This window comes from Robiginitalea sediminis (genome assembly GCF_002198115.1).
GTDB lineage: Bacteria > Bacteroidota > Bacteroidia > Flavobacteriales > Flavobacteriaceae > Robiginitalea > Robiginitalea sediminis.
The window spans coordinates 302,624-325,808 of the sequence record NZ_NGNR01000004.1 but is presented as its reverse complement, the minus strand read 5'-3'; the positions used below and the strand labels follow the sequence as shown (position 1 = coordinate 325,808).

The following is a 23,185-nucleotide window of genomic DNA, read 5'->3' as shown; positions in this document are numbered from 1 at the left end:
GCCCCAGGTTAAAAGGTACCCTTTGACACTGCAATTTCCTATCCGGTAAAGTTCAGATTACGGAGTTCCGTCTTCATTTTCGAATTGGCACCTCTTCAAATTTTCAAATAAATCCCTGGGGAAATGCCCCAAAGCCCCAGGTACAATTTACCCCATTCCCATGCAACTCCCCTTCACCCGCGAAATTCCATTTGCACCAGGCACTCCCTAAACTGTAAGCGAATCCTTCGCCATGGCGGACACTAGAATTTCCCACTAGTTATTTGGGCCCGATTCTTTTCTTATTTTTGGGCAAAGCACCCCCTATGGAAGCATATGCCAACGCCCTGCTTTACGCCATTCCCTTCTTCATTCTCTTGATGGGTGTGGAAATCCTCTACGGGGCCCTGGCACGAAATCAAAAGTACCGGGTGATGGATACCGTCAGCAGTATCAGTTCGGGCCTTACAAACATCGTCAAGGATTCCCTGGGGCTGGTGGTGGTTCTGGTTTCTTATCCTTTTTTGGTAGAACACTTAGCCCTGGTCCGCCTGGAGGCTGGGTGGGCCATCTGGCTTGTGGCTTTTGTCGCTATCGATTTTGCCGGGTACTGGAACCACCGGCTCAGCCACCACGTCAATGTCTTCTGGAATCAGCATGTGATCCACCACAGCAGCGAGGAATTCAACCTGGCCTGTGCCCTGCGGCAACCGGTTTCCAACCTGGTGGGGTATTTTTCCCTCCTGCTTATCCCGGCGGCTCTACTCGGGGTTCCCGAACAGGTTATTGCTATCCTGGCGCCCGTTCACCTTTTCGCCCAGTTTTGGTACCATACCCAGCATATTGGTAAAATGGGATGGCTGGAATACGTAATCGTAACCCCCTCCCAGCACCGGGTCCACCATGCTATCAACCCGCAGTATATCGATAAAAACCTGGGGCAGGTCCTCTGCATCTGGGACCGCTTCTTTGGCACATTCCAGGAGGAACTCGAAGAAGTACCCCCGCAGTACGGGGTCCTTAAACCGGCCCGGACCTGGAACCCGGTACTCATTAATTTCCAACACCTTTGGGGTCTTATGCAGGATGCCTGGCGCACCCGCAGCTGGCGGGATAAATTCCGGATCTGGTTTATGCCCACCGGGTGGCGCCCCGCCGATGTCGCGGAGGTATACCCTAGGGAAATCATTGGGGATGTTTACGGGTTTGAGCGGTACCGGACCCCCGCAGGTGCGGGGCTTAAGGCCTATGCCATCGGACAAATGACCGTATCCCTGGCGCTGTTAATTTTCATGTTCTACAACTATGGGCAAATCGGGACCCCGGGCCTGCTGCTCTTCGGGGCTTTTATCTTTGTCGGGATTTTCGGGTATACCGCCCTAATGGATCGCAAACCCTATGCCCTGTGGGTGGAAACCGGCAGGTCTCTGGCAGGTCTCTGGCTGATCTGGACTACCCAGGACTGGTTTGGCATCGGGGAGTATTGGTCCTTTGGGGCTATGGCCGTTGCCCTCTATTTTGTCCTGACCCTCCTCGGGGGGCTATATTGGGGGCGCACTACCAATGGGGCCCCGGTATCATCCGGGACCACCCTGTAAATCGTATCGGATTATGAGACCTTATATTCTGGCAGAAACCAATTGGAAAGCACTTAGTGAGCAGCGGTTCGAACTGGCCGTTTTGCCCTGGGGGGCTACCGAAGCCCATAACTACCATTTGCCCTATGGAACGGACAACATAGAGGCCGATGCCCTTGCAGCGGCTGCGGCGGCCTACGCCTGGGAACGTGGTGGCAGGCTTGTTGTGCTGCCCACCATCCCCTTTGGGGTGAATACAGGGCAGTCCGACATCTACCTGGATATGAACCTGAACCCCAGTACCCAGTTGGCTATCCTGGATGATATTGCCGCCACCCTGAGCAGGCAAGGGGTGCCCAAGTTACTGGTGTTTAACAGCCATGGAGGAAACAATTTCAAACCGCTATTGCGCGAACTCGGTCTGCGGTACCCGGACCTGCTGATCTGTATGACGGAGTGGTTCCGGGCTTTGGACCGCGAAGCCCTGGGGGTGGCGCCAGGCGACCATGCAGATGAGGTGGAGACCAGCCTGTTGCTGCACCTGCGCCCCGATCTGGTCCTTCCCCGTGAATCCTGGGGTAAGGGAGCCTCCCGTCGTTTTAAAATTGACGCGCTGGGCGAATCCTGGGCATGGACTGAGCGCCGCTGGTCCGAGGCGACGGTAGACACCGGAGTGGGAGATCCTTCGGCGGCTACCGCAGCGAAGGGCCAGGAAATCGTAGGACTTTTACAGGAAAAAATGGGGCAATTTTTCCTGGATCTCTGCAAGGCAGACCCAGGAGATTTTTACCAGCAGGAGGCTACTTGAGTTTGGGGACTTCCTTTTTGACCAGTTCTATATAGGCTCTCATGGCTTCTTCGGGCTCCATGTCCCGTGCCTGGATCAGGGCGTTGGCTTTAAAGGCGTTGATAAGCGGGGTTTTACTGCCCGGGTTGTTGTAATTCTGGTTGGCAATTTTGTAATAGGCGTACAGCTTCAGCAAGAGGTCTGCCGGAAACGGCTCGGTGTAGCTGTTGATGACCTCAACCGCTTTCTCGAATTCCAGGTAAAGGGCTTCACGATCCATTTTCGTTCTCCGCTCGGGTGGCTATACAAGATACGGCCCCTTTTACTTTTTGGTTCAGTCGCACGGCGGGGAGGCAGTCCGGGGGCAGGAACAAATCCAGGCGCGACCCAAATTTAATAAAACCTGAATCCTCCCCCTGTTGGACGCTTTCGCCTTCCTCGGCATAGTTCACAATACGGCGGGCCATGGCCCCCGCTACCTGCCGGTAGAGGATTTCGCCGAATTTGGGGGTCCGTATCACCACCGTGGTCCTTTCATTCTCCTCGCTCGATTTGGGGTGCCAGGCCACCAGGTACTTGCCCGGGTGGTATTTGGAATAGGTGATCACCCCTGTGGCCGGATAGCGGCAGACATGCACATTAAGGGGGGACATAAAAATGGAAATTTGCAGGCGTTCGTCCTTGAAGTATTCCTTTTCTTCTGTCCGTTCAATAACCACCACTTTTCCGTCTACGGGAGCGAGGATTTCATCGAAACTGGGCACGACCGTCCGCTTGGGGTTTCGGAAAAACTGCAGAATGAGTATCAGCAGTATCACCACCACCACCTGTAACCCAATCCGAAGCCATTGGGGCTCAATATAAAATTCGGCTCCCAGGGCCAGGGCACAGGCCACAAAGAAACTTACCAGGATAATCTGCTGTCCCTCTTTATGAAACATATTGGAGTACAATTAAAGTAAGATAGGCAAAAGGCGCGGCAAAAACCAGGCTGTCCAACCGGTCGAGCATCCCCCCGTGACCCGGCAGGATGGCGCCGCTGTCTTTAAGTCCGGCACGCCGCTTCAGGCGCGATTCAATCAGGTCGCCAAGGGTTCCCATCCCGGTAAGGACCACCGTTAAGGCCAGCCAGTGGGAGGTACGCATTACCGGGGGCATGAAATGCCCGATCAATACGGCGGCGACCATGGAAAACAGGAACCCGCCGATGGTCCCTTCCACGGTTTTCTTGGGCGAGACAGATGGGAAGAGCTTGTGTTTTCCCAGGGTTTTACCCACCAGGTAGGCAAAGGAATCGTTGACCCAAATAATCAGGAATATGCCCATTATGAGCCATTTGGCAAACTGGTCGTCCTGATAAGGGATCATGGTGAGGAAAATACAGCCTCCCCCCAGATAGAATAACCCGACGACGAATTTCTCAAAAAGGCCCGGGTGGCGTTCCCGGCGGTTAAATAATTGCGCTACCAGGACCAGGTCTACCATAAGGGTAAGGATCAGCAGGGTCTGGATGAGGGCCTGGCTCCGGGTCAGGTAGATAAAAACCCACCAGAGCCCCAGGTAAGCGATAAAAATATAATACCCCGGCAGGCGAACCAGCCTTTTATACTCGTAGAGGCAGGCCAGGCCAAATACCATGAAAATGAAGTCGAAAGCATCCGAGCTGAGAAAAACGGCGGAAAGCAGTAGCAGGACATAAACGGCCCCGGTGATCAGGCGTCGGAAGACTTCTTTCATACCTAAAGGTCTTCCAGCAGGATCAGGTATAAATGTTTGGAACTGCTCCCATAGGTCATAAAATCCTTCGAATTGTCGTCCGTAGGCTCGAAATGCTTCAGGGTAGTGATATTGGTCGGTATTTGCTGCCGGTATTTCTTTTTAATCGATTTCAGCCCTTCCCCCAGGGATTCCAGCAGTTGGCTGGTGGTGGCAAAAACAACGATGTTCACGGGGATTTCATGCAGTTTTTTCTCCCGCAGTTGGTTGGAAGATACCAAAATGGAACCGTTTTGAGCAATCAGGTGCTCGCAGGTCGTGAAGAAAACATCACTTTCGCTCACCTTGTCCGTAAAGCGGACGCCTTCCCCCTTAAACCGACTTTCCAGGTGGGGGTTCATACTGAAAAAGGGCGTAGTGCCCCAATGGTTCTCCTCAATGATGTCCCGCAGCGCAGCGGTAGCCTCCTCGAAGCTGTCGCAGTATAGAAACTTCCCGCCGTTTTTCTTAAAGTGGATAGTAAACTTCTCATCGACGGGGATCTGGAGGTCGGGCATATGCTCCCCCCGGGTCTGCACCGTTTCCCTGGAGCCCTTCTTTTTTTTGCCCCCTCCGAAAAGTTTATCGAGTATTCCCATGACCGTTGCGGCCTTATTTTTCTTTCACTGCGGTTTCTGGCCCGGAGTTGCCTGAACTGTTTTCATCTTCAGGGGTCACCTCGTCCGAAGGGGCTGTTTCCCCCGTGTTTTCTTCCGGGATGGATTTCTCCTGCCCAAGCCGATCGAAATTTTCCTCAAAGGGTCGCTTGCCAAAAATGCGCTCCAAGTCCTCCTTAAAGATAACTTCTTTTTCGAGTAAAAGCTCTGCAAGCTCCGTGAGCTTGTCTTTGTTCTCCGTAAGTACCTCCACGGCCCTGGCATATTGCTCCTCTATAATCCGGGAAATCTCATGGTCTATGATCCGGGCCGTCTCCTCGCTATAGGGTTTGGTGAACCCGTATTCGCTTTGCCCGCTGGAGTCGTAGTAGGTCACATTGCCTATTTCTTCATTCAGCCCGTAAATAGTCACCATCGCACGGGCCTGCTTGGTTACTTTTTCCAGGTCACTAAGGGCACCGGTGGATATCTTGTCGAAAATTACCTTCTCTGCGGCTCTTCCTCCCAGGGTGGCGCACATTTCGTCCTTCATCTGCTCCGGGCGTACCAGAAGACGCTCCTCAGGCAGGTACCAGGCGGCTCCCAGGGACTGCCCCCGGGGTACGATGGTAACCTTTACCAGGGGGGCGGCATGCTCCAGCATCCAGCTCACGGTGGCGTGGCCGGCTTCGTGGTAGGCGATAGTCTTTTTCTCGCCAGGGGTGATGATTTTGTTTTTCTTTTCCAGGCCGCCAACAATCCGGTCTACAGCGTCCAGGAAATCCTGTTTGGTAACGGCTTTCTTCTCTTTCCGTGCGGCTATCAGGGCTGCCTCGTTGCAGACATTGGCAATATCGGCGCCCGAGAACCCGGGGGTTTGCCGGGCCAGGAAATCCAGGTCGAGGGTTTCTGCGGTCTTGATGGGCCTCAGGTGCACCTCAAAGATTTCCTTCCGTTCCCGGATATCCGGGAGGTCTACGTAAATCTGACGGTCGAAGCGCCCGGCCCGCATAAGGGCCTTGTCCAGGACATCGGCCCGGTTAGTAGCCGCCAGGACGATGACGTTGGTATTGGTGCCAAAACCGTCCATTTCGGTGAGCAGCTGGTTGAGGGTATTTTCCCGTTCGTCGTTGGAACCGGTAAAGTTGTTCTTGCCCCGGGCCCGCCCGATGGCATCGATTTCATCGATAAAAATAATAGAGGGGGCTTTGTCTTTGGCCTGCTTGAACAAATCCCTCACACGGGAGGCTCCCACCCCTACAAACATTTCCACAAAATCGGAGCCTGACAGCGAGAAGAAAGGCACTTTGGCTTCCCCGGCCACGGCCTTGGCCAGAAGGGTCTTACCGGTTCCCGGAGGCCCTACCAGGAGGGCTCCTTTGGGGATTTTGCCCCCCAGGGAGGTGTACTTATCGGGGTTTCTAAGGAACTCCACGATTTCCTCCACCTCTTCCTTGGCCCCTTCGAGCCCGGCCACATCTTTAAACGAGGTGCGGGTATCGGTCTTTTCATCGAAGAGTTTGGCCTTGGACTTCCCGATATTAAAAATCTGGCCCCCGGCTCCGCCCCCGGCCCCGCCGGACATGCGTCGCATAAGGTAAATCCAGATCCCGATAATGAGCACGAAAGGCAGGATGGTAAAGAGCAGTTCCATGAAAACATTGGACTCGGTGGTATAGTCCACCACTGTGTCCAGGTTGTTTTCCTGCTTGATTTTCTTGATGTCGTTTTCAAAATTCTGCAAGTCCCCATAATCCAACACATAGTGAGGGACAGAACCGGTTGTAATGGAGAACGGCTGCTGGGAGACGTCCTTGTGCACGTCCTTGGCCAGCGCTTCCTCGGTAAGGAACACCTTGGCCTGCCGGGTATTGGTGATAATCAGAATCTTGTCGATATCCCCATTGCGGAGGAATTCCTGAAGTTCGGAGGTGGTGGTTTTCTGGGTGGGGGATAGGGTATCGCTTCCAAAAAACTGGAACCCGATCAGGAAAATAATAATCAGCCCGTAAATCCACCAGGAACTGAACCGCGGTTTTCTTTGGGGGGTTTTATTGTCGTTTGCCATGTTTTTTCCTAATTATAACTGCTTTCAACAAGGGTTACCTTGGCGTCTCCCCAAAGCCCTTCAATATCGTAATACTCCCTGACGTGTTTCTGGAATACGTGAACCACGACATTTACATAATCGATCAGCACCCATTCGGCATTATCCGTTCCTTCCGTATGCCAGGGTTTGTCTTGGGTGGTTTTGCTGACCGTTTTCTGAATGGAATTGACGATGGCGTTAACGTGGGTGTTGGAAGTACCACTGCAAATGACAAAGTAGTCGCAAACAGTATTGTCTATAGCTCTTAAATCCAGTAGGTTAATGTCTAATCCTTTGACTTCTTCTATTCCGTGTAAGATTGAGGCAATCAATTCATCTGCGCTAGCTTTCCTTTTCTGCATCCAAAAGATTTAGTTTGTACAAAGTTACCATTTTTTTGTTTTTTTAGACGGCCCCTTTAACATTCCCTTACCGGTGTAAATCAGCCTTATGAACCTGATCAAAATAAGTGCCACGGATTCTACCAATGCCGCCATGAAGCGGCTCCTCGATACGGAGGCGCTCAAAGACGGGACGCTCCTGTGGTCGGACTTTCAGTCCGAAGGGCGGGGGCAGCGAGGCGCTTCCTGGCAATCTGATTCGGGTAAAAACCTAACCTTCAGCTTGTTGAAAGAAGAAACTTACATCAAAACCCAGGACCAATTCGGGATTACCATGGCGGTCTCCATGGCGGTTTCCAGGGTGCTCAAAGCCCGGGATATCCCCGAAGTTCGCATCAAATGGCCCAACGACATTTTGTCAGGTAGGCATAAAATCTGCGGGATCCTCATCGAGAATACCCTTCAGGGGGCCTATATCCGGCGGAGTATTATCGGGGTAGGCCTCAACGTAAACCAGCAAGCCTTTGAGGGGTTGCCCCGTGCTGCTTCCCTGCGGATGGTCACCGGAGCGGAAGTGGAACGGGAGCCCTTGTTACTGGAATTACGCAAAGCCATCCTGGAAGAATTGGAGCGCCTGGCACTTTGCGGGGCCGGGATATACCGCAAAGGCTATGAAGGGGAATTGTACGGCATGGGGGAAGCTATGCGGTTCCGCCTGCCGGGAGGAGAAGCTTTCCGGGCCGAAATCCTCGGGGTAGGCCCAAGGGGGAAACTGCAGCTCCGCAGGGAGGATGACACCCCCCTTGCCTGCGGCTTCAAGGAAATAGAACTGTTGTACTGATCCGGGGGATTACAGGGCGCCCAGGTTTTGGCTGAGGGTCCCCAGGAAGTTGGTTATGGGCCCCTTTATCATCATGGCCATCATGGGATTGAAATCCCCCTGAAAACTTAGTTTTACCTCACTCTTATCCGGCCCGGATTCCACCAGGTCGGCCTGCAGGGTAAAGGGGAGCTTGTCGCTCGCGGCCCCGAGAACCACCTTTTCATGAGGGTGTTGCTCCTTGCGCCTGAGCACAATTTCGGGCATACCTTTCAGGGCAAAGCGAAAGGTGTCCTCATCCAGCACCTCAAAGGTCTGGATGTTCTCGGGCATGAGTTGCTCGAAATTCTTCAGGTCCGTCAGAAAAGCGAATACCGCTTCCCTGGATTTGCCCACCTGGGCCACGGGTGCTTCTATATGCATGTTAAGGGTTCCATTGTTGCGGGTTGGCGCGCCATTCCCGCAGGGTTTCAAGTTGGGCTTCCCTGATGAAGCCGCTCTGCGATGCCAGGCGGATCAGGTGTTCGTAGTTGCTCAGGGTATGTACCTCGAGTTCCCGGGCATTAAAGCGCTCCTCCGACAATGGGAAGCCATAGGTGAATATCCCCAGCATCCCCTTTACCTTGAGGCCCTGGTCCAGGAGGGCGTCTACGGCATTCAGGCTGCTCATCCCGGTACTGATCAGGTCTTCGATCACCACCACCTGCTGCCCGGCTTCTGCCAGGCCTTCCACCTGGTTCTGCCGGCCGTGCGATTTGGGCTGGGGCCTTACATAGGCAAAGGGCAGCCCCAGTTTTTCGGCAACCAAAACCCCTATCCCGATGGCCCCGGTGGCCACCCCTACAATCAGGTCGGGTTTGCCGTAGAGGGTTTCCACCCCCCGGGCGAGTTCGTCCCGCACGTAGTTGCGTACCTGGGGAAAGGACAGGACAATCCTGTTATCGCAATAGATGGGAGATTTCCAGCCTGAAGCCCATGTAAAGGGATTTTCTGGTTTTAATTTTATTGCATTTATTTGCAGCAGTAGTTCCGCCGTTTTACGGGCCGTTTCTTCGTTTAAAACCATGGCGTAAATGTATAAAGTTTTTGTGAATGAACGCCCTCTGATCCTCACGGATAAAATCATGGATGTGGGGGAAGGGGAGTACTTCAAGATGAACAACCAGTCGGTAAAGGCCGCCGTGGATGCCCTATATCGGAAAAAGCTCGACCGGGCCTACATTTACCACCCCAACCTCGAGGAAATCCTGAATAAATTCACCCAGGCCATCCCCATGATAGTAGCGGCAGGGGGTGTTGTTACCAATAAAAAAGGCAAGGTTCTTTTTATATACCGCAACGAGAAATGGGACCTGCCCAAAGGCGTTTGCAAGAAGAAGGAAAAGCTGGAGGTCTGCGCCATACGGGAAGTTGAAGAGGAAACCGGGGTACAGGGCCTCGAAATCGAGAATTTCCTCCGCACCACTTACCACGTACTTAAGCGGAATGGTAAATACAAACTCAAACAGGTCCACTGGTATGCCATGACCACGTCCTATACGGGTCCGCTGGAGGGCCAGAAAAGCGAGGGCATCCTGAAAGTCAAGTGGAAGGGGCCGCGGAAAATCCAGAAAGCCCTGGAACAATCCTACATTAATATCCGGATCTTATTTGAACATCCGGTTCACTAACATTTATTCCACCCGGTACACGGGGTATCGGTTGTATGCCGCCTCATAGTGAGGGCTGCGGGCGTAGAGCCAGCTGAGCTGGGCATAGCCGCTGTTGGCAAATGCCGGATCTGCCGCCTTTTTCTCCGAAAAAATCCGATTCAAAACGGAATCGGCCTGGAGCATTGCCAGGGCGGTTTCCTCGAAGACATAGGGGGAAAAACCCTCTTTGCGCTGCAGGATGGTATCGAAGAAATTCCAATTGAAAAAGGAATCCGGAGCCATGGGCTCCAGGGTCTCCAACAGGTATCGTACTCCGGCCTGGTCTGTGGGGATCCAGAGGTCTCCGGCCCGGAAGGGGATTTCCAGGGTATCTGCTTCCACCCGGGTAGCGTAGTGGGGGTAGTGCCCCTCATAGGGGTTGGAATAGGTTTGGTAGCCGGCAATTCGGTAGGCAGTAACTTGCATGGTGGTATCCTTGTCCAGGACCCGGTACCGGATGCGGTTCCAGTCCAGACGTTCGCGCACTTGCTCCCACTGTCCTGGGACCATATAGCCCTTGGGGATAAGCACCGAATCTGTGGGCCTGAAGGTATCGTAATAGGGTACTGCAATGTCCATAGGGGTATCCGGGTCGTATTTCAACCGGGGCTGACCGGTTACAGCACTTTGCAGGGTGTCTGCACGGAAGCCTTTGAAATTCAGCATACGGGAGGCGCTGCTATCCACAGCCCATCCCAATGGATAGTAGGCGCCCGGAACCCATTTTTGACCCGCTTCCTCCCGTTGTTCCACCAGGGTATTCCCATGTTTGCCCATTATTCCCAGAAGGGCTTTCAGGACGGCGTAGGTACCTGCAACCCGACTGGAGTAGGGTTTGAGCATGTGGGTTTCGAGCATCATCCCCGGCGTATTCCAGAGTGCGGTATAACCGGTAGAATATCTGGGGGAATCCATAAACTGGGTAAACCCCCCGTCAGGAGGCCTGTTGAAGACGTTTACATAGGGGGTAATGTCCCAGCCCTCCTGCAGCAGGGCCTCTTCCAGGGCAGGCCGAAGGACCGCGTCCTGATAGGCGCCCAGTGGTCCTCCGAGTTTTTGTTGCTGGGTAAAAAGGTGGGTAAGGACGTAGGCGTAATCTGCCCCATTGCTCACATGGGTGTCCAGGAAAAAATCCGGTTGGACCAAATGGAAAATCTCGGCAAAGCTCTGCGCATTCCGGGTATCCATTTTGATAAAATCCCGGTTGAGGTCGAAATTTCGGGCATTGCCCCGGAATCCATATTCGGTTGGCCCGTTCTGGTTGGCACGGGAAGTACTGTTGCGTTGCAGGGCCCCGCCTATATTGTATACGGGAACCAATGCGATTACTGTATTCTCGGGTATTTCCAGTATTCCTGTGGCCAGGTCGCGCATCAGCATCATACTGGCATCTATCCCATCCGGTTCTCCGGGGTGGATGCCATTGAGTACCAGCAGCACGGTTTTTTCTTCCCGCAGCCTCTGGAAATTAAAGTTGCCCTCCGGGTTGAAGGTAACCAGGTGCAAGGGGGTGCGGCTGTCGGTCATCCCCAGGGTCTGCATGTTGACCTGTGGGAATTCCCGAGCCAGACGGATATAGAAATCCACGACTTCGGAATAAGGGGGGGTGGTATTCCCGCCCCCAATCTCAAATGGGGTAGGGAAGGACTCCCGCTCGCTTTTTTCCTGTTGCCGGCAACCGGTAAGCACCAGGGCGGCAGTGAGCAGAAACAGGCCTATACGCTGCATGGGGTATCGCTTTGCTTGGATGTGGCAAAGGTACCAAAAAAGCAAGAGCTCAGGCGGCGCGGACTATGGCAATAAGGTCCTCTTTTTTAATGGGTTTGTTTCGGAATTCCAGCCGGTGATGCGTGAGGCCCCGGAAGGTTTCCCATTGCTGCAGGTCTGCCGGGTCTATGGACGAGGTGATTATGGTAATATCCATGGGTTCGGTTATCGGGAGCCTGATAAAGGCGTCCAGGAACTGCCACCCGTCCATGATGGGCATGTTGATGTCCAACAGGATATGCCTGGGCAATGGGCTTGCGGAGGCCACTGCGGCGCTGAGGTGGTCCAGGGCGACCTTGCCGTTTTCGTACGAGGTGAAGGTAGCATCCGGGAAGGCGCCCTGAAGCATTTTCCGGATCCCGAATACCACGATGGGGTCGTCGTCTATTACACAAATCGAATCAAACTGCATCATTGAAATAAATTTTAAAGGTGGTTCCCTGATCGACTTCACTGCAGGTCAGTATTTTAGCTTGCATGGCCTCGATCTGGTTTTTGACGATATACAGCCCGATACCCTTGGCGTCCGGGTGTTTATGGAAGGTCTTATACATGCCAAAAAGCTTGTCTCCGTACATGTCCAGGTCTATCCCCAGGCCGTTGTCGGCAATGCTGAGCTCTATCTTCCCGCCGGCTTTGCGGGCCGAGAGGCGGATTTCAGGCGTCCGTTCCGGATGCCGGTACTTTACGGCGTTGGTGATGAAATTTTCCAGAATATTCTCCATATAGGCAGGTACAGCAGTAATGGTGAGTTCGGCGGGAATATCGTTGTGTAAGCAAGCCTGGTTGGCTCCGAGGAACGCAGCAAGCTGGTCTTCCGCCCTGCTTACCGCCCCCCTCAGGTTAACAGGGGTCATCCGGATTTCGGTGGAGGCATTCAGGGCCACGACTTCCTGCAGGTTTTCCAGGGCTTCCATCAGGTTGTCGGAAGCACCGGTGAGCATGCGGACGATTCGCCTCGCTTCTTCGGGGTCCTCCTCGGCGGCCAATAGCTCGAGCAACATGGAAAAGTTGGCGGAGTGAGAGCGGAGGTTATGCGAAACGATATGGGCAAAATTCAGCAGCTTGGCATTCTGACGGGAGGTAACGTCTATCAGGTCCCGTAGTTCGTTTTCCTTGTTTTTCAGATCGGTAATGTCGAGGCTCACCCCCAGCAGGCCATAGATCTGGTTGCTGGCATCGAGCAGCGGGATTTTAGAGGACAGGAAATAGGTGGTGGAGCCGTCCTTTCGCACGGAGAGCGTTTCTTTGCCCAGGATGGACTTGCCATTGTTCATGACATAGAGGTCCTCATCCCTGGAGACCTGGGCCATCCGGGCATCGTATAGGTCGAAGTCCGATTTACCGATCAGTTCCGAAGGTTCGGTTACCCCCATGTAGGCACATTCCGATTTGTTGACCAGGGTCTTGCGGGATTCCAGGTCCTTGATGTATACGTTTAGGGGCAGGTTATCTACCACCGTGCTCAGCAGCCGCTCGCTTTCCGTGATTTTCTGTTCCGACAGGGTGATTTCGGTCACGTCCTGCAGGGTGCCGACCAATCCGATGTATTTCCCGCCTTTGTAAAGCGGCTTACCTGAAGCCACAACCCAGATTTCCCTCCCTTCGGCGGTGATGAGCTGCAGTTTTTCACTCCAGGATTGTCCGGTGTCAATGGCCAAGTACACTTTTTGGGTAATGGTATTACGCGAATACCCTTCCTTGTAAAAATGGATAGCAGACTCCAGGGTAGGTGTATAATGCAAGGGTACTTCATGAATCTGCCGGGTCATATCGCTCCACTTGAGGGAATCCCGCTCCACGTCATATTCCCAACTCCCTATAAGGGCGAGTTCTGCATTGGCTTCCAGCAGGATGCGGGTTTTCTCGTATTCGAGTTCCTTGCGCACCCGCTGGGTCACATCGGTCACTTGTACGATGGCGCCAATGATGTTTTCGTTTTCGTCAAACCAGGGGCTGTTGGCATATTCGTACCAGATTTCCTGATTGTCCGGACCAAATACCCGCTCAGTCCCTTTCTGGCCGGTAACCCCTTCCAGGCAGTTTTCCAGGATATCCATCCAGCGTTTCGGGGCGTTGGGCGCCAATTCCTTTACGGTGCTGCCCAGGACCGATTTCCCCAACGACCCGAAAATGGCTATCCAGGAATCCGATGCGTATACCACCTCCAGCTGCCGGTTGAAGAAAGCAGTGGGGACGGGCAGTTGCCGGACCAGGTAGGTATGTATGCCTGAGGGGATATCCCGGATCATAAATAGGAAATTTCCTACTAAAGTATAAGCCAAGGACTACAGAAGGCAAGTAATGTTGTGAAAGGGGGGATTGGCGTTGTGAGGGTGGGAATTCCCGGGGTTGGGCCTTGCGGATACCCGTCTTTTGCGTCTGCGGTATCAGCTTCGCGGGCCCTGAAAGCGCACCGTTTCCGGGACCAGCCCGGTGTAGTCCCCCCCGTGGCGGATCACATCCCGTACGATGGAGGAACTGATATACGACTTGCCCGAAGCGGTGAGCAGGAAGACGGTTTCGATTTCCGAGAGTTTCCGGTTGGTATGGGCTATAGCTTTTTCGAATTCAAAGTCCCCGGGGTTGCGGAGCCCCCTCAGGATAAAGCCAGCCCCGACTTTTTTGCAGAAGTCTACCGTAAGGCCCTCGTAGGACTCTACCCGGATGCGTTTCTCCCCACGGAAGGCCTCTTTAATGAAGCCCATCCGCTCTTCCAGGGAAAACATGTAACGCTTGTCCGCGTTTTCCCCAATGGCTATGATGAGCTCGTCGAACAAGGAAATGCCCCGCTGGATGATGTCGTAGTGCCCCAGGGTTATGGGGTCGAATGATCCGGGAAAGATGGCGCGTTTCATAGCGGAACTCCTTTGACTATAAAAGTACTACTTTTTGGCCAACGCCTCTTCCACAGCGCTTGAGAAGAGTTCCTGCAGCGAGATGCCCGCTGCCCTGGCCTGCTGTGGGAGCAGGCTCGCCTCTGTGAGCCCCGGGGTTGTATTGACCTCCAACAGATGCGGGATACCGTCCACCAGGATAAATTCACTACGGCTGTAGCCTTTCAGCTTGAGGGTGTCGTAAATCCGGGCAGCCAGTTCCCGGACACGATCGGCCTCGGCCTCGGATAGGTTGGCCGGGGTAATTTCCTGGGATTTGCCTTCGTACTTGGCCTCGAAATCGAAAAAGTCTCCCTCCGGGATGATCTCGGTAATGGGCAGGACGCGGGTCTGGCCCTGGTAGCGGATAACCCCAACGGATACCTCGCGCCCCTGCAGGGCGGTTTCGATCAGTACTTCGTCGTCTTCCCGCAAAGCATGTGCTATCGCTGTGGGTAATTCAGAGGCTTCCCGGACCATACTGATCCCGAAACTGCTGCCGGCCCGGTTGGCCTTTACAAAACAGGGGAGCCCTACCTTGTTCAGGATCTCCTCTATGCGGATTTCCTGCCCCTTGTCCAGGTGGTAGGACGGCGCACAGGGTACGTGGTGTACCCGCAGCACGCTCAACAGGTCCCGTTTGTTGAAAGTCAGGGCTGAGGCGTAGAAGTCGCAGGCTGTTTGGGGCATTCCGATAAGCTCGAAGTAGGCCTGCATCAGCCCGTTTTCCCCAGGGGCCCCGTGGATGGCATTGAAAACGCAATCGAAGTGCAGCGTACCTGTGGGAAGCGCCACGCTGAAATCGTGGCGGTTTACCGGGAAGGTATTCCCGTCCGGATCTTTGAATTCCCAGGCCTCGCGGCCAATAACCACGGGGTAGGCCCTGTAGCGCTCGGGATCGAGCCATTTGCAGACCACTGCTCCGCTTTTCAGGGAGATCTCGTATTCGCTGGAAAAGCCGCCCATGATAACGGCGATGTTCTTCTTGTTTCCCATAAACCGGCCGGTTAACCCGCCAAAATAACTAAAAAAGGCGCGGGTTTCCTATATTTGCCAGGTAATTCACCGGGTATGCGCAACTTCCTGAATTTCCTCCGATCCAAAGTCTTCCTCATCCAGCTGGGGCTGGCTGTTGTGGTCCTTATTGTCCTGGCCCTGCTTACCCTGCAGTGGCTCAAAAGCACCACTGGCCATGGCGAATTTGTAGTGGTCCCGGACCTGGCCAAACGCTCCGTGCCGGAAATGCGGGAAGCTATTGAGGCCGCAGGGCTGCGCTACGAGGTGGTGGATTCGGCCAATTTCGACCCGGAATTCCCCCGTTTCTCCATCATAGAACAGAACCCGCCGGCCGGCTCCCAGGTCAAGGCCAATCGCAAGATCTACGTTACAGTAAACCCATCAGGCTACAAAAAGGTCACGGTCCCGGATATTATCCAGGTCACCCAGCGCAATGCCACTTCCATGCTCCGGGCTGTTGGGTTGGAAGTGGAGACGGTCACCTACATAGACGAGTTGGGAAAGGATATGGTCTATCGCATCCGCCACCAGGGAAAGTATATCAACCCCGGGGACAAATTGCCGCGTACCTCGCGCATCGAGTTGGTATGCGGCAATGGCACTATCCCCGACCAGGCCCGCGTACAAGCCGAATCTAACTGATATGGCCGAATTCACCCCCGGGACGGACGACGCCGAATCCGACGAGCTTTTTGAACACTACAGCTTTACTGCGGGAGCCGGGCAGGTACCGCTCCGGGTAGACAAGTTCCTGATGAACCTGATCCGCAATGCCACCCGCAATAAAATCCAGCAGGCGGCCAAAGCCGGCAACATCCGGGCCAACGATGTAAAGGTCAAACAGAACTACAAGGTAAAGCCGGGAGACCGGATCCGGGTCCTCTTCGAGTACCCGCCTTTTGAGGACCTCCTGACCCCGGAGGACATCCCCCTTGATATCATCTATGAAGATGATTCCCTGCTGGTGGTGAACAAAGCCGCCGGGATGGTGGTACACCCCGGGCATGGGAATTATTCCGGGACCCTGGTCAATGCCCTGGCACACCACCTTGGGGAAATGCCCCTGAATTCCAGCAACAGGCCCGGGCTTGTCCACCGCATCGACAAGGATACTTCCGGACTTTTGGTGATTGCCAAAACCGACCAGGCTATGGCCCACCTGGCCCAGCAGTTTTTCGACAAAACAACGCGTCGGGAGTACCTTGCCCTGGTATGGGGTAATGTTGCAGACGATGCCGGGCGCGTTGAAGGGCATATCGGGCGGAACCCCAAAAACAGACTGCAGATGCAGGTTTTCCCGGAAGGGGATCAGGGTAAGGAGGCGGTCACCCACTACAAGGTGGTGGAGCGCCTGGGGTATGTCACCCTGATCTCCTGCCGCCTGGAAACCGGCCGGACCCACCAGATCCGGGTGCACATGAAATACCTGGGGCATACCCTTTTTAACGATGCGCGCTATGGGGGAGACCGCATTCTGAAGGGGACCACCTTTACCAAATACAAGCAATTTGTGGAGAACGCCTTCAGCTTGCTTCCCCGTCAGGCCCTCCATGCCCGCACCCTGGGCTTCGAGCACCCGGTAAGCGGGAAGGCCATGGATTTTGAAGCTCCGCTTCCGGAAGATATGTCGGCCTGTATTGCCAAATGGCGGGGGTATGCGCGGCACCTTTCCGACGAATAAGTCGATTTTATAGGGCCATAGGCAAAGTCTAAGGCTGGTGTTGGACAATTCCCGGGGGCTGTCGTATTTTTGAACCTAAATGCGCAGTACATGAAGATTGTTATTTCCCCTGCTAAATCTCTTGATTTCGAACGGCCTTTACCCACAGCGGAATTCTCTCAACCCACCTTTCTGGGAGAGGCTGAGAAGCTCAACGCGGTCCTTTCGAAGAAAAAACCCAAAGCCCTTTCGGAGCTTATGAGTATTTCCAATGACCTGGCCGAGCTAAACTGGAAACGGAATCAGGAATTTTCCCTTCCCTTTGGCCCGGAAAACGCCCGCCCGGCAGTTTATGCCTTTAACGGGGATGTTTACCAGGGCCTGGACGCCTATACCCTGGGAGAGCAGCAGGTGGCGCGGATGCAGGAAAGCCTTAGGATCCTCTCTGGGTTATATGGAATGCTTCGCCCGCTGGACCTGATCCAGCCATACCGTTTGGAAATGGGGACGGCCCTGAAAGTAGGGCGGAAGAAAAACCTGTATGAATTCTGGAAACCCACCCTTACCGCTGCGCTAAATGAGGAGATGGAGACCGGAGAGCTCCTGGTGAACCTCGCCAGTAAGGAGTATTTCAGCGCTTTGGATGCCAAAAAGCTAAAAGCAAAGGTGGTGACCCCTGTTTTTAAGGATTGGAGCAAGGACAAACTTCGTATTATCAGTTTCTTTGCCAAAAAGGCCCGGGGTTCTATGGTGCGGTATATCCTGGAATCGGGAGCTGAAAAGGCAGAGGACCTGCTGGCATTCGACTACGATGGGTACCAGTACAGCAAGGCCCATACCCTGAGGGAGGACCAGCCGGTATTCGTCCGGTAACCCGACTTATTAGCTTTTACCTTTAATGGCTACTTTTTCCTCTACGGGGGTGCGTTTGCGGATTTTGCGCGGGCGCCTGGCCCCATAGGTTTTATTGGCGATTTTACCCCTTTTGGATTTCTTGTCTCCTTTTCCCATAAGCTGTGGTTTGGACCTTTGAAGATACGAAAAAAGGAAGGATTTCCGAAGGGGGGTTGCAGGGTTAACGGGTATTTTGGGACCGGGGTTTTGGGGGATGTTCCCCTTTTTTTTGCTGCATCGCGCTTGCCGGAGAAGTCCTTCCGGGAAATCCGAAAGTGGCATCCCGGTGTTCCATGGCCCAAATCGTTATTTTTGGGCTCCAATCCCTGATATTTTGTTCGTTCACCGCCACCCTTATCCACCCTTTCTTTTCGAGCAGGCAACCAAGTGGATTGTGGGAACCCTGCCCCCGCCACGTTTCAGTACCGGGGACCTGAAACCGGGAGATGTGGACTTTTGCTATGGCAGCCGCGATGGGCTGCTCTGGCCCATCCTGGACCGGATTTTCCAGCTGGACCTGCGGTACGAAACTACACGTGAGGCCATAGAGCAACGCAAGGCGTTTCTCAAAGCACGCCAAATAGGCATTTGCGATATTGTCCGGAAGGCGGAACGCCACAAAATTGATGCGACAGACCTTGGGATGCAACAGGTCCGGCTTCGGGATTTGCTGGGCCTGTTGAGGCAGTATCCAAGGGTGGAGACCCTTCTTTTTACCGGGGGGAACAGCAAAAACGGCCCGGAGTATTTCTTCCGGCGCCTGCTGCGGCGGGAAGGCCTTCGGCTGGAACCCGTCTCCCAAACCGTCCCGCGCATTCACGAATGCTACCTTGCCAGGGATCGGAAAATCAGGACGGTATCCCTGACAGCTCCTTCGGGTTCGGCTAACCGCGCCATAGGCAGTATCCCGAAATACAAAGAGGAAAAGTCCAGGAATCCGCATTATACGGTCATGGATTTCAGGGTGGAACAGTACCGGGAATGGTTCTGATTGCGGGGGCTTCGATAATCGGATTCCACAAAGCAATAGGGGAATTCAGCAGGTTGGGAATTAATCCCCTTAAATGTTGATTTTGTACCTGGCGTGCCCTATTTTGTTACAGTAGCACCGTAGAGGTGGAAACATGGCTGGGGAGATGTAATTTGCAGCCGCCAGTACGCCGGGTCCGATCCCGGGGTCCGGGAACTAAAAAGAAACGAACTATATGAGCCAGACAGAACGGTTAAAGGAGTTCAAACGCTCGGTACGCAATAAATTCAATGTGTATAACAGCCTGTTTTTGAACCTTCCCTATACGGAAGGGGAGAATGTGGGCATCTACATCCCACTGCTCTTTCAGCAGTGCCAGCACGGGCTGGAAGACGGGAAGAACCCCACGGAAATCCTGGACCAGTTCTTTTCGGACTTTACCAAGGCGGAAACCGAAAGGGAGCGCATCGACCTGATGTTCAGTATTATACAGTATGTGGAGCGCCAGGTGGTCCTCTACGACAGTGTGGAGGATGCCGCCTTTCCCAAGCTTCACGAACATACCGATTCCCTGTCTATCCGGGATTATTTCCAGATTGCCAGCCGGAATAAAAGGTGGGAAAAGGTCTCCAGGAAACTCGATTCTTTCAGCGCGCGCATCGTACTTACGGCGCACCCCACCCAGTTTTATACCCCTGCGGTACTGGATATTATTGCAGAGCTGCGCACTCTGATTCTGGAAAACAAGATCGACGAAATAGACGTTACCATTCAGCAGTTGGGCCTGACCTCCCTGATCAACAGGACTAAACCCACCCCCCTGGATGAGGCCAAAAACATCATTTATACCCTCAGGCATGTGTATTACCATGCGGTAGGGGATCTGTACCAATACATTAAATCCAGTACCGGGCGGGAGGATTTTAACAACCCCAATATCATTAAGCTGGGCTTCTGGCCAGGAGGGGACCGGGATGGGAACCCCTATGTGCGGGCGGACATCACCCGGGACGTGGCGGACGAACTTCGTACCACCCTGATGAAATGCTATTACAATGATCTCAAGGCGCTCGGTCGGAGGATTTCCTTCCGCGGGGTTCAGGAGGTCCTGCAGGAGCTTCGGGCCAAGGTCTATGTGGCCATGTTCGATACGGAGAAATCCCTGACCTACTCGGAAATCCTGGCTCCATTGCTGGAGGCCAGGGCCATTCTGGTAGACCAGTATTACGGCTTGTACCAAAAGGATTTGGATCATTTTATAGACAAGGTGCGCCTGTTCCGGACGCATTTTGCGACCCTGGATATCCGTCAGGACCACCGGGTGCACCGGCGTGTGGTGGAAGCTGTCCTGCTTCAGGAAGGGAAGATCAAAACCTCCCTGGATGAACTCAGCGAAGACGCCCTGGTCCGGATTCTGGTAGATGCGCCCCTGCAGGTAGATCCTTCCCAATACGAAGACCCCCTTGTGGAGGACACCCTGCGCAACATCTCGCAATTGCCCGAAATCCAGGCCCGCAATGGGGAGGCCGGGTGTAACCGATACATAATCAGCAATTCGGAGGATGTATTTTCCGTACTGTTTGTCTACGGGCTTTTCCGCTGGTGCGGCTGGCAGGCTGAAACCCTGAGCTTCGATATTGTACCCCTCTTTGAAACCATGAACGGGATGGACGCCTCCGAGGAGGTGATGCGCAAACTCTTCGAATTGCCCCAGTACCGCGAACACGTGCGGCGCAGGGGGGAGGAGCAGACCATCATGCTGGGCTTCTCGGACGGGACCAAGGATGGAGGTTACCTCAAGGCAAACTGGTCTATTCTAAAGACCAAGGAAACCCTTTCCAAAGTATGCCGCCGCCACAAGATCAAGGCTATCTTTTTCGATGGCCGGGGTGGTCCACCTGCCCGGGGAGGCGGTAAAACCCACCGGTTTTACGCGGCACAGACCAAGGATATCGCCAACCACGAAATACAGCTCACCGTTCAGGGGCAGACCATTACCAGCACCTTCGGGACCCGGGAGCAGTTTATCCACAACAGTGAGCAATTGCTAACGGCAGGCCTGTCCAATACCATCTACGGGAAGGAAAACATTATTACCCCTGCCCAACGCGACCTGATAGAGGAGCTTTCGGAGCTGAGTTTCCAGAAGTACGACGCCCTTAAAAAACACGATAAGTTTATCCCGTATTTGGAAAACCGCAGTACCCTGAAGTACTACCAGAAGGCCAATATCGGCAGTCGGCCGGGGAAGCGCGGGAACAAGGCCAAGCTGGAACTCTCAGACCTGCGGGCCATTTCCTTTGTGGGCTCCTGGAGCCAGCTCAAGCAGAATGTGCCCGGGTATTTCGGGATAGGGACTGCCCTGAAGACCGTGAAGGATCAGGGACGTTTGTCCGAACTGAAAAAGCTCTACAAGGAGGTCCCCTTTTTCAGGGCACTGATGCGCAATAGTATGATGTCCCTGACCAAGTGCTACTTCGAGCTTACCCGGTATATGGACCAGGACCCGGAATACAGCGCCTTCTGGAATATCCTGTTTAAGGAATACGAGTTATCCAAAAAGATGCTCCTGCAGATTTCGGGCTCTAAGGTGCTGATGGAAGGGGAGTCGGTCTCCCGTGAATCCATCAAAATCCGGGAGGATATTGTGCTTCCCCTGCTGGTCATACAACAGTATGCCCTGCAGCAAATCAGCAAGGGTTCCGAAAACCTGGAACTCTACGAAAAGATTGTAACCCGGTCGCTCTACGGTAATATCAACGCCAGCCGGAATTCGGCCTGATACCGGCACGGCCACGCTAATCCATCAACCCCGGAGGAATTTCCTTCGGGGTTTCTTATTCGGAAAGAGGGGTGCCCAGTATCGTGTACAGGGCCTGGATGCCATACCCCAGCTGGCCGATCCTCAGGTTTTCATTGGGGCTGTGTTGGTTATTGTCGGGATTTACCAGGGGTAGCAGGAAGGCCGGGATGTCCAGGGCATTGACAAAGGGTGCGATCGGGACGGTACCCCCGGCAATCCGGATTTGTACCACTTCCTCTTCAAATTGGTCACTCAGCAACCCTACCAGATGGACACCGAAAGGGTGGTCCAGGGGGGTTCGGAAGGCATCTGTTACCCCGCTTTCCTCCATCCGTACCAGCAGCTGTGGCCCGGAGCGCATTTCTGCATCGGGTTCCGAATCCGTCACCCGGTACCCCAGGGATTCAATATGCTTCCGCACCAGTCCTTTCAGGCGGGTCCCATCGGTTTCCGGTACCAGGCGCAGATCCAATTCGGCGGTAGCGGAAGCCGGGACAATGGTCCGAGCCTGAGGGCCTACCCACCCGGAGGCCAACCCGCGGATATTCAGGGAGGGGTATTGAAGGGCCTCCTGGTAGAAACTGCCTACCTGGTCGGTGACCCCGACCTGCAGGTCCGCATCTATGCGGGATGCCTCGTCCGGAACCGATTTCAGCACTTCCATTTCTTCCGGACTAAGGGTAATCCCATCGTAATAGCCGGGAATGGTAACCCGCCCGGATTCGTCTTTCATGCTGGCCAGGATACGTGCCAGTTGCTGCCCGGGGTTGGGGGCGTAATTCCCATAATGCCCGCTGTGCTGGGGCCTGATGGGGCCGTAGGTGGTAAGGGTAACCGTGGTAATGCCACGGCATCCGTATACCAGGGTAGGCCTCCCGGTGTAATGCGTGGGTCCGTCCGCGATGAGCAGGTAGTCTGCCTCGAGGAGTTCCCGGTAGGTTTCCACGGCGGCGGGCAGGGGCCTGCTGCCCCGTTCTTCCTGTCCGTCGAGGATCACCTTGAGGTTAAAAGCCAGCTCTTTCCCGGTTTTTTTCATCAGGTCAAGTGCGTTGAGCAGCATGACTATCGGGCCCTTGTCGTCTGAGGTAGATCGCCCGAAAAGCCGCCAGTCATCCGGGATATCCTCCTCCAATTCGGAGAACGGCTTTTCTTCCCAGGTACCGTCGGGCCCGGGGGCTTTGAGGACCACCTTGTAGGGGTCTGCCTGTTCCCACCGGGCTGGGTCTACAGACTGCCCGTCGAAATGCATGTACATCAGCAAGGTGGGTTTGTCTGCCTCCATGGGAAGGGCTGCAAAAAAGAGGGATTCCTCTTCGGTAGGCAGGACCGTGGTGTTAAACCCCCTGTCGGTGAATTTCTCGGTGAGCCAACTGATGTTGCGGTTGATGTCCGCGTGGTTCAGCGCATCATTCGGAATGGCGATAAAGGCTGCGAGCTCATCGATGCTGTGTCTCACCTGGGCTTTGAGTTCCGAGGCTTCCTGCCCCACAACGGACAGGCTTGCTACGAGGCAGGATACGAAAAAGGCGCGTGAAAGGGTCTGGAAGGTCATGGAATGATCCG

At 54.2% G+C, this 23,185-nt stretch carries 24 protein-coding genes; 9 read left to right on the top strand and 15 right to left on the bottom strand.

All coding sequences use genetic code 11. The features are described 5' to 3' along the window. Positions 1 to 305: 305 nt before the first annotated feature. Both CA832_RS13980 and CA832_RS13975 read left to right on the top strand, forming a co-directional pair. Positions 306 to 1,577, top strand: coding sequence for a sterol desaturase family protein (locus tag CA832_RS13980; RefSeq protein ID WP_088342247.1), 1,272 nt, complete (start codon positions 306 to 308; stop codon positions 1,575 to 1,577). Positions 1,578 to 1,590: 13 nt separating this feature from the next. Further along, a complete protein-coding gene (locus tag CA832_RS13975; RefSeq protein WP_088342246.1) occupies positions 1,591 to 2,364 on the top strand; it encodes a creatininase family protein in 774 nt (257 codons plus the stop codon). Here CA832_RS13975 and CA832_RS13970 read toward each other — a convergent pair. Genes CA832_RS13970 through rsfS form a run of 6 tightly spaced genes read right to left on the bottom strand, consistent with a single transcriptional unit; the run spans position 2,357 to position 7,145 of the window. Further along, the gene (locus tag CA832_RS13970) at positions 2,357 to 2,623 is read right to left on the bottom strand and encodes an acyl-CoA-binding protein (protein ID WP_088342245.1); all 267 of its coding nucleotides are present in this window, start codon (positions 2,621 to 2,623) and stop codon (positions 2,357 to 2,359) included. The genes CA832_RS13975 and CA832_RS13970 overlap by 8 nt on opposite strands. After that, positions 2,613 to 3,284 carry a phosphatidylserine decarboxylase family protein gene (locus tag CA832_RS13965; protein WP_088342244.1) on the bottom strand — a complete coding sequence of 224 codons (672 nt, stop codon included), beginning with the start codon at positions 3,282 to 3,284 and terminating at the stop codon, positions 2,613 to 2,615. The genes CA832_RS13970 and CA832_RS13965 overlap by 11 nt, the downstream gene beginning before the upstream one ends. After that, positions 3,274 to 4,080, bottom strand: coding sequence for a phosphatidate cytidylyltransferase (locus CA832_RS13960; protein WP_088342243.1), 807 nt, complete (start codon positions 4,078 to 4,080; stop codon positions 3,274 to 3,276). Before CA832_RS13960 ends, CA832_RS13965 begins: the two co-directional genes overlap by 11 nt. A gap of 2 nt (positions 4,081 to 4,082) precedes the next feature. After that, positions 4,083 to 4,697, bottom strand: coding sequence for an LUD domain-containing protein (locus tag CA832_RS13955; protein ID WP_088342242.1), 615 nt, complete (start codon positions 4,695 to 4,697; stop codon positions 4,083 to 4,085). A 13-nt stretch (positions 4,698 to 4,710) separates the two neighbouring features. Next, a complete protein-coding gene (gene ftsH / locus CA832_RS13950) occupies positions 4,711 to 6,762 on the bottom strand; it encodes an ATP-dependent zinc metalloprotease FtsH (RefSeq protein ID WP_233131841.1) in 2,052 nt (683 codons plus the stop codon). Positions 6,763 to 6,770: 8 nt separating this feature from the next. After that, the gene (gene rsfS / locus CA832_RS13945; protein ID WP_088342241.1) at positions 6,771 to 7,145 is read right to left on the bottom strand and encodes a ribosome silencing factor; all 375 of its coding nucleotides are present in this window, start codon (positions 7,143 to 7,145) and stop codon (positions 6,771 to 6,773) included. 88 nt (positions 7,146 to 7,233) lie between these two features. Here rsfS and CA832_RS13940 point away from each other — a divergent pair, with 88 nt between their 5' ends. Continuing rightward, complete coding sequence (locus CA832_RS13940) at positions 7,234 to 7,965, top strand: biotin--[acetyl-CoA-carboxylase] ligase (protein WP_088342240.1); 732 nt, start codon at positions 7,234 to 7,236, stop codon at positions 7,963 to 7,965. A 9-nt stretch (positions 7,966 to 7,974) separates the two neighbouring features. Here the strand turns inward: CA832_RS13940 and CA832_RS13935 are convergent, their stop codons facing one another. Continuing rightward, the gene (locus tag CA832_RS13935) at positions 7,975 to 8,367 is read right to left on the bottom strand and encodes an SRPBCC family protein (protein ID WP_088342239.1); all 393 of its coding nucleotides are present in this window, start codon (positions 8,365 to 8,367) and stop codon (positions 7,975 to 7,977) included. 1 nt (position 8,368) lies between these two features. After that, entirely contained in the window at positions 8,369 to 9,010 is a 642-nt protein-coding gene (gene pyrE / locus CA832_RS13930) for an orotate phosphoribosyltransferase (RefSeq protein WP_088342238.1), read from the bottom strand. 7 nt (positions 9,011 to 9,017) lie between these two features. Between pyrE and CA832_RS13925 the strand changes: the two genes are divergently transcribed. Continuing rightward, entirely contained in the window at positions 9,018 to 9,614 is a 597-nt protein-coding gene (locus CA832_RS13925) for an NUDIX hydrolase (RefSeq protein WP_088342237.1), read from the top strand. Positions 9,615 to 9,617: 3 nt separating this feature from the next. On the opposite strand, the gene CA832_RS13920 is transcribed toward CA832_RS13925, so the two are convergent. The 5 genes from CA832_RS13920 to CA832_RS13900 all read right to left on the bottom strand — a co-directional run bounded on the left by CA832_RS13920 (position 9,618) and on the right by CA832_RS13900 (position 15,274). Continuing rightward, positions 9,618 to 11,363, bottom strand: coding sequence for a M14 family metallopeptidase (locus CA832_RS13920; protein WP_088342236.1), 1,746 nt, complete (start codon positions 11,361 to 11,363; stop codon positions 9,618 to 9,620). 49 nt (positions 11,364 to 11,412) lie between these two features. Continuing rightward, the gene (locus CA832_RS13915; protein WP_088342235.1) at positions 11,413 to 11,817 is read right to left on the bottom strand and encodes a response regulator; all 405 of its coding nucleotides are present in this window, start codon (positions 11,815 to 11,817) and stop codon (positions 11,413 to 11,415) included. Next, complete coding sequence (locus CA832_RS13910) at positions 11,804 to 13,654, bottom strand: PAS domain-containing protein (RefSeq protein WP_088342234.1); 1,851 nt, start codon at positions 13,652 to 13,654, stop codon at positions 11,804 to 11,806. Before CA832_RS13910 ends, CA832_RS13915 begins: the two co-directional genes overlap by 14 nt. Before the next feature lie 138 nt (positions 13,655 to 13,792). Beyond that, positions 13,793 to 14,260 carry a pantetheine-phosphate adenylyltransferase gene (coaD, locus tag CA832_RS13905; protein ID WP_088342233.1) on the bottom strand — a complete coding sequence of 156 codons (468 nt, stop codon included), beginning with the start codon at positions 14,258 to 14,260 and terminating at the stop codon, positions 13,793 to 13,795. A gap of 27 nt (positions 14,261 to 14,287) precedes the next feature. Next, entirely contained in the window at positions 14,288 to 15,274 is a 987-nt protein-coding gene (locus CA832_RS13900; RefSeq protein ID WP_088342232.1) for a D-alanine--D-alanine ligase, read from the bottom strand. A gap of 75 nt (positions 15,275 to 15,349) precedes the next feature. On the opposite strand from CA832_RS13900, the gene CA832_RS13895 reads away from it, so the two are divergent. The 3 genes from CA832_RS13895 (at position 15,350) to yaaA (ending at position 17,828) form a co-directional block, all read left to right on the top strand. After that, entirely contained in the window at positions 15,350 to 15,937 is a 588-nt protein-coding gene (locus CA832_RS13895; RefSeq protein ID WP_088342231.1) for a PASTA domain-containing protein, read from the top strand. A 1-nt stretch (position 15,938) separates the two neighbouring features. Beyond that, positions 15,939 to 16,976 carry an RluA family pseudouridine synthase gene (locus CA832_RS13890; protein ID WP_088342230.1) on the top strand — a complete coding sequence of 346 codons (1,038 nt, stop codon included), beginning with the start codon at positions 15,939 to 15,941 and terminating at the stop codon, positions 16,974 to 16,976. 90 nt (positions 16,977 to 17,066) lie between these two features. Next, positions 17,067 to 17,828, top strand: a complete 762-nt coding sequence (gene yaaA / locus CA832_RS13885; protein WP_088342229.1) for a peroxide stress protein YaaA — start codon at positions 17,067 to 17,069, stop codon at positions 17,826 to 17,828. A gap of 9 nt (positions 17,829 to 17,837) precedes the next feature. On the opposite strand, the gene CA832_RS13880 is transcribed toward yaaA, so the two are convergent. After that, positions 17,838 to 17,966: a 30S ribosomal protein THX gene (locus CA832_RS13880; protein ID WP_088342302.1), complete on the bottom strand. Its 129-nt coding sequence runs from the start codon at positions 17,964 to 17,966 to the stop codon at positions 17,838 to 17,840. A 217-nt stretch (positions 17,967 to 18,183) separates the two neighbouring features. Between CA832_RS13880 and CA832_RS13875 the strand changes: the two genes are divergently transcribed. Next, on the top strand, positions 18,184 to 18,840 hold the full coding sequence (locus CA832_RS13875) for a uracil-DNA glycosylase family protein (RefSeq protein ID WP_088342228.1): 657 nt from the start codon (positions 18,184 to 18,186) through the stop codon (positions 18,838 to 18,840). A gap of 214 nt (positions 18,841 to 19,054) precedes the next feature. Then, positions 19,055 to 21,601, top strand: a complete 2,547-nt coding sequence (locus tag CA832_RS13870) for a phosphoenolpyruvate carboxylase (RefSeq protein WP_088342227.1) — start codon at positions 19,055 to 19,057, stop codon at positions 21,599 to 21,601. 55 nt (positions 21,602 to 21,656) lie between these two features. Here the strand turns inward: CA832_RS13870 and CA832_RS13865 are convergent, their stop codons facing one another. Beyond that, positions 21,657 to 23,174 carry a M20/M25/M40 family metallo-hydrolase gene (locus tag CA832_RS13865; RefSeq protein ID WP_088342301.1) on the bottom strand — a complete coding sequence of 506 codons (1,518 nt, stop codon included), beginning with the start codon at positions 23,172 to 23,174 and terminating at the stop codon, positions 21,657 to 21,659. Between the last annotated feature and the right edge of the window lie 11 nt (positions 23,175 to 23,185).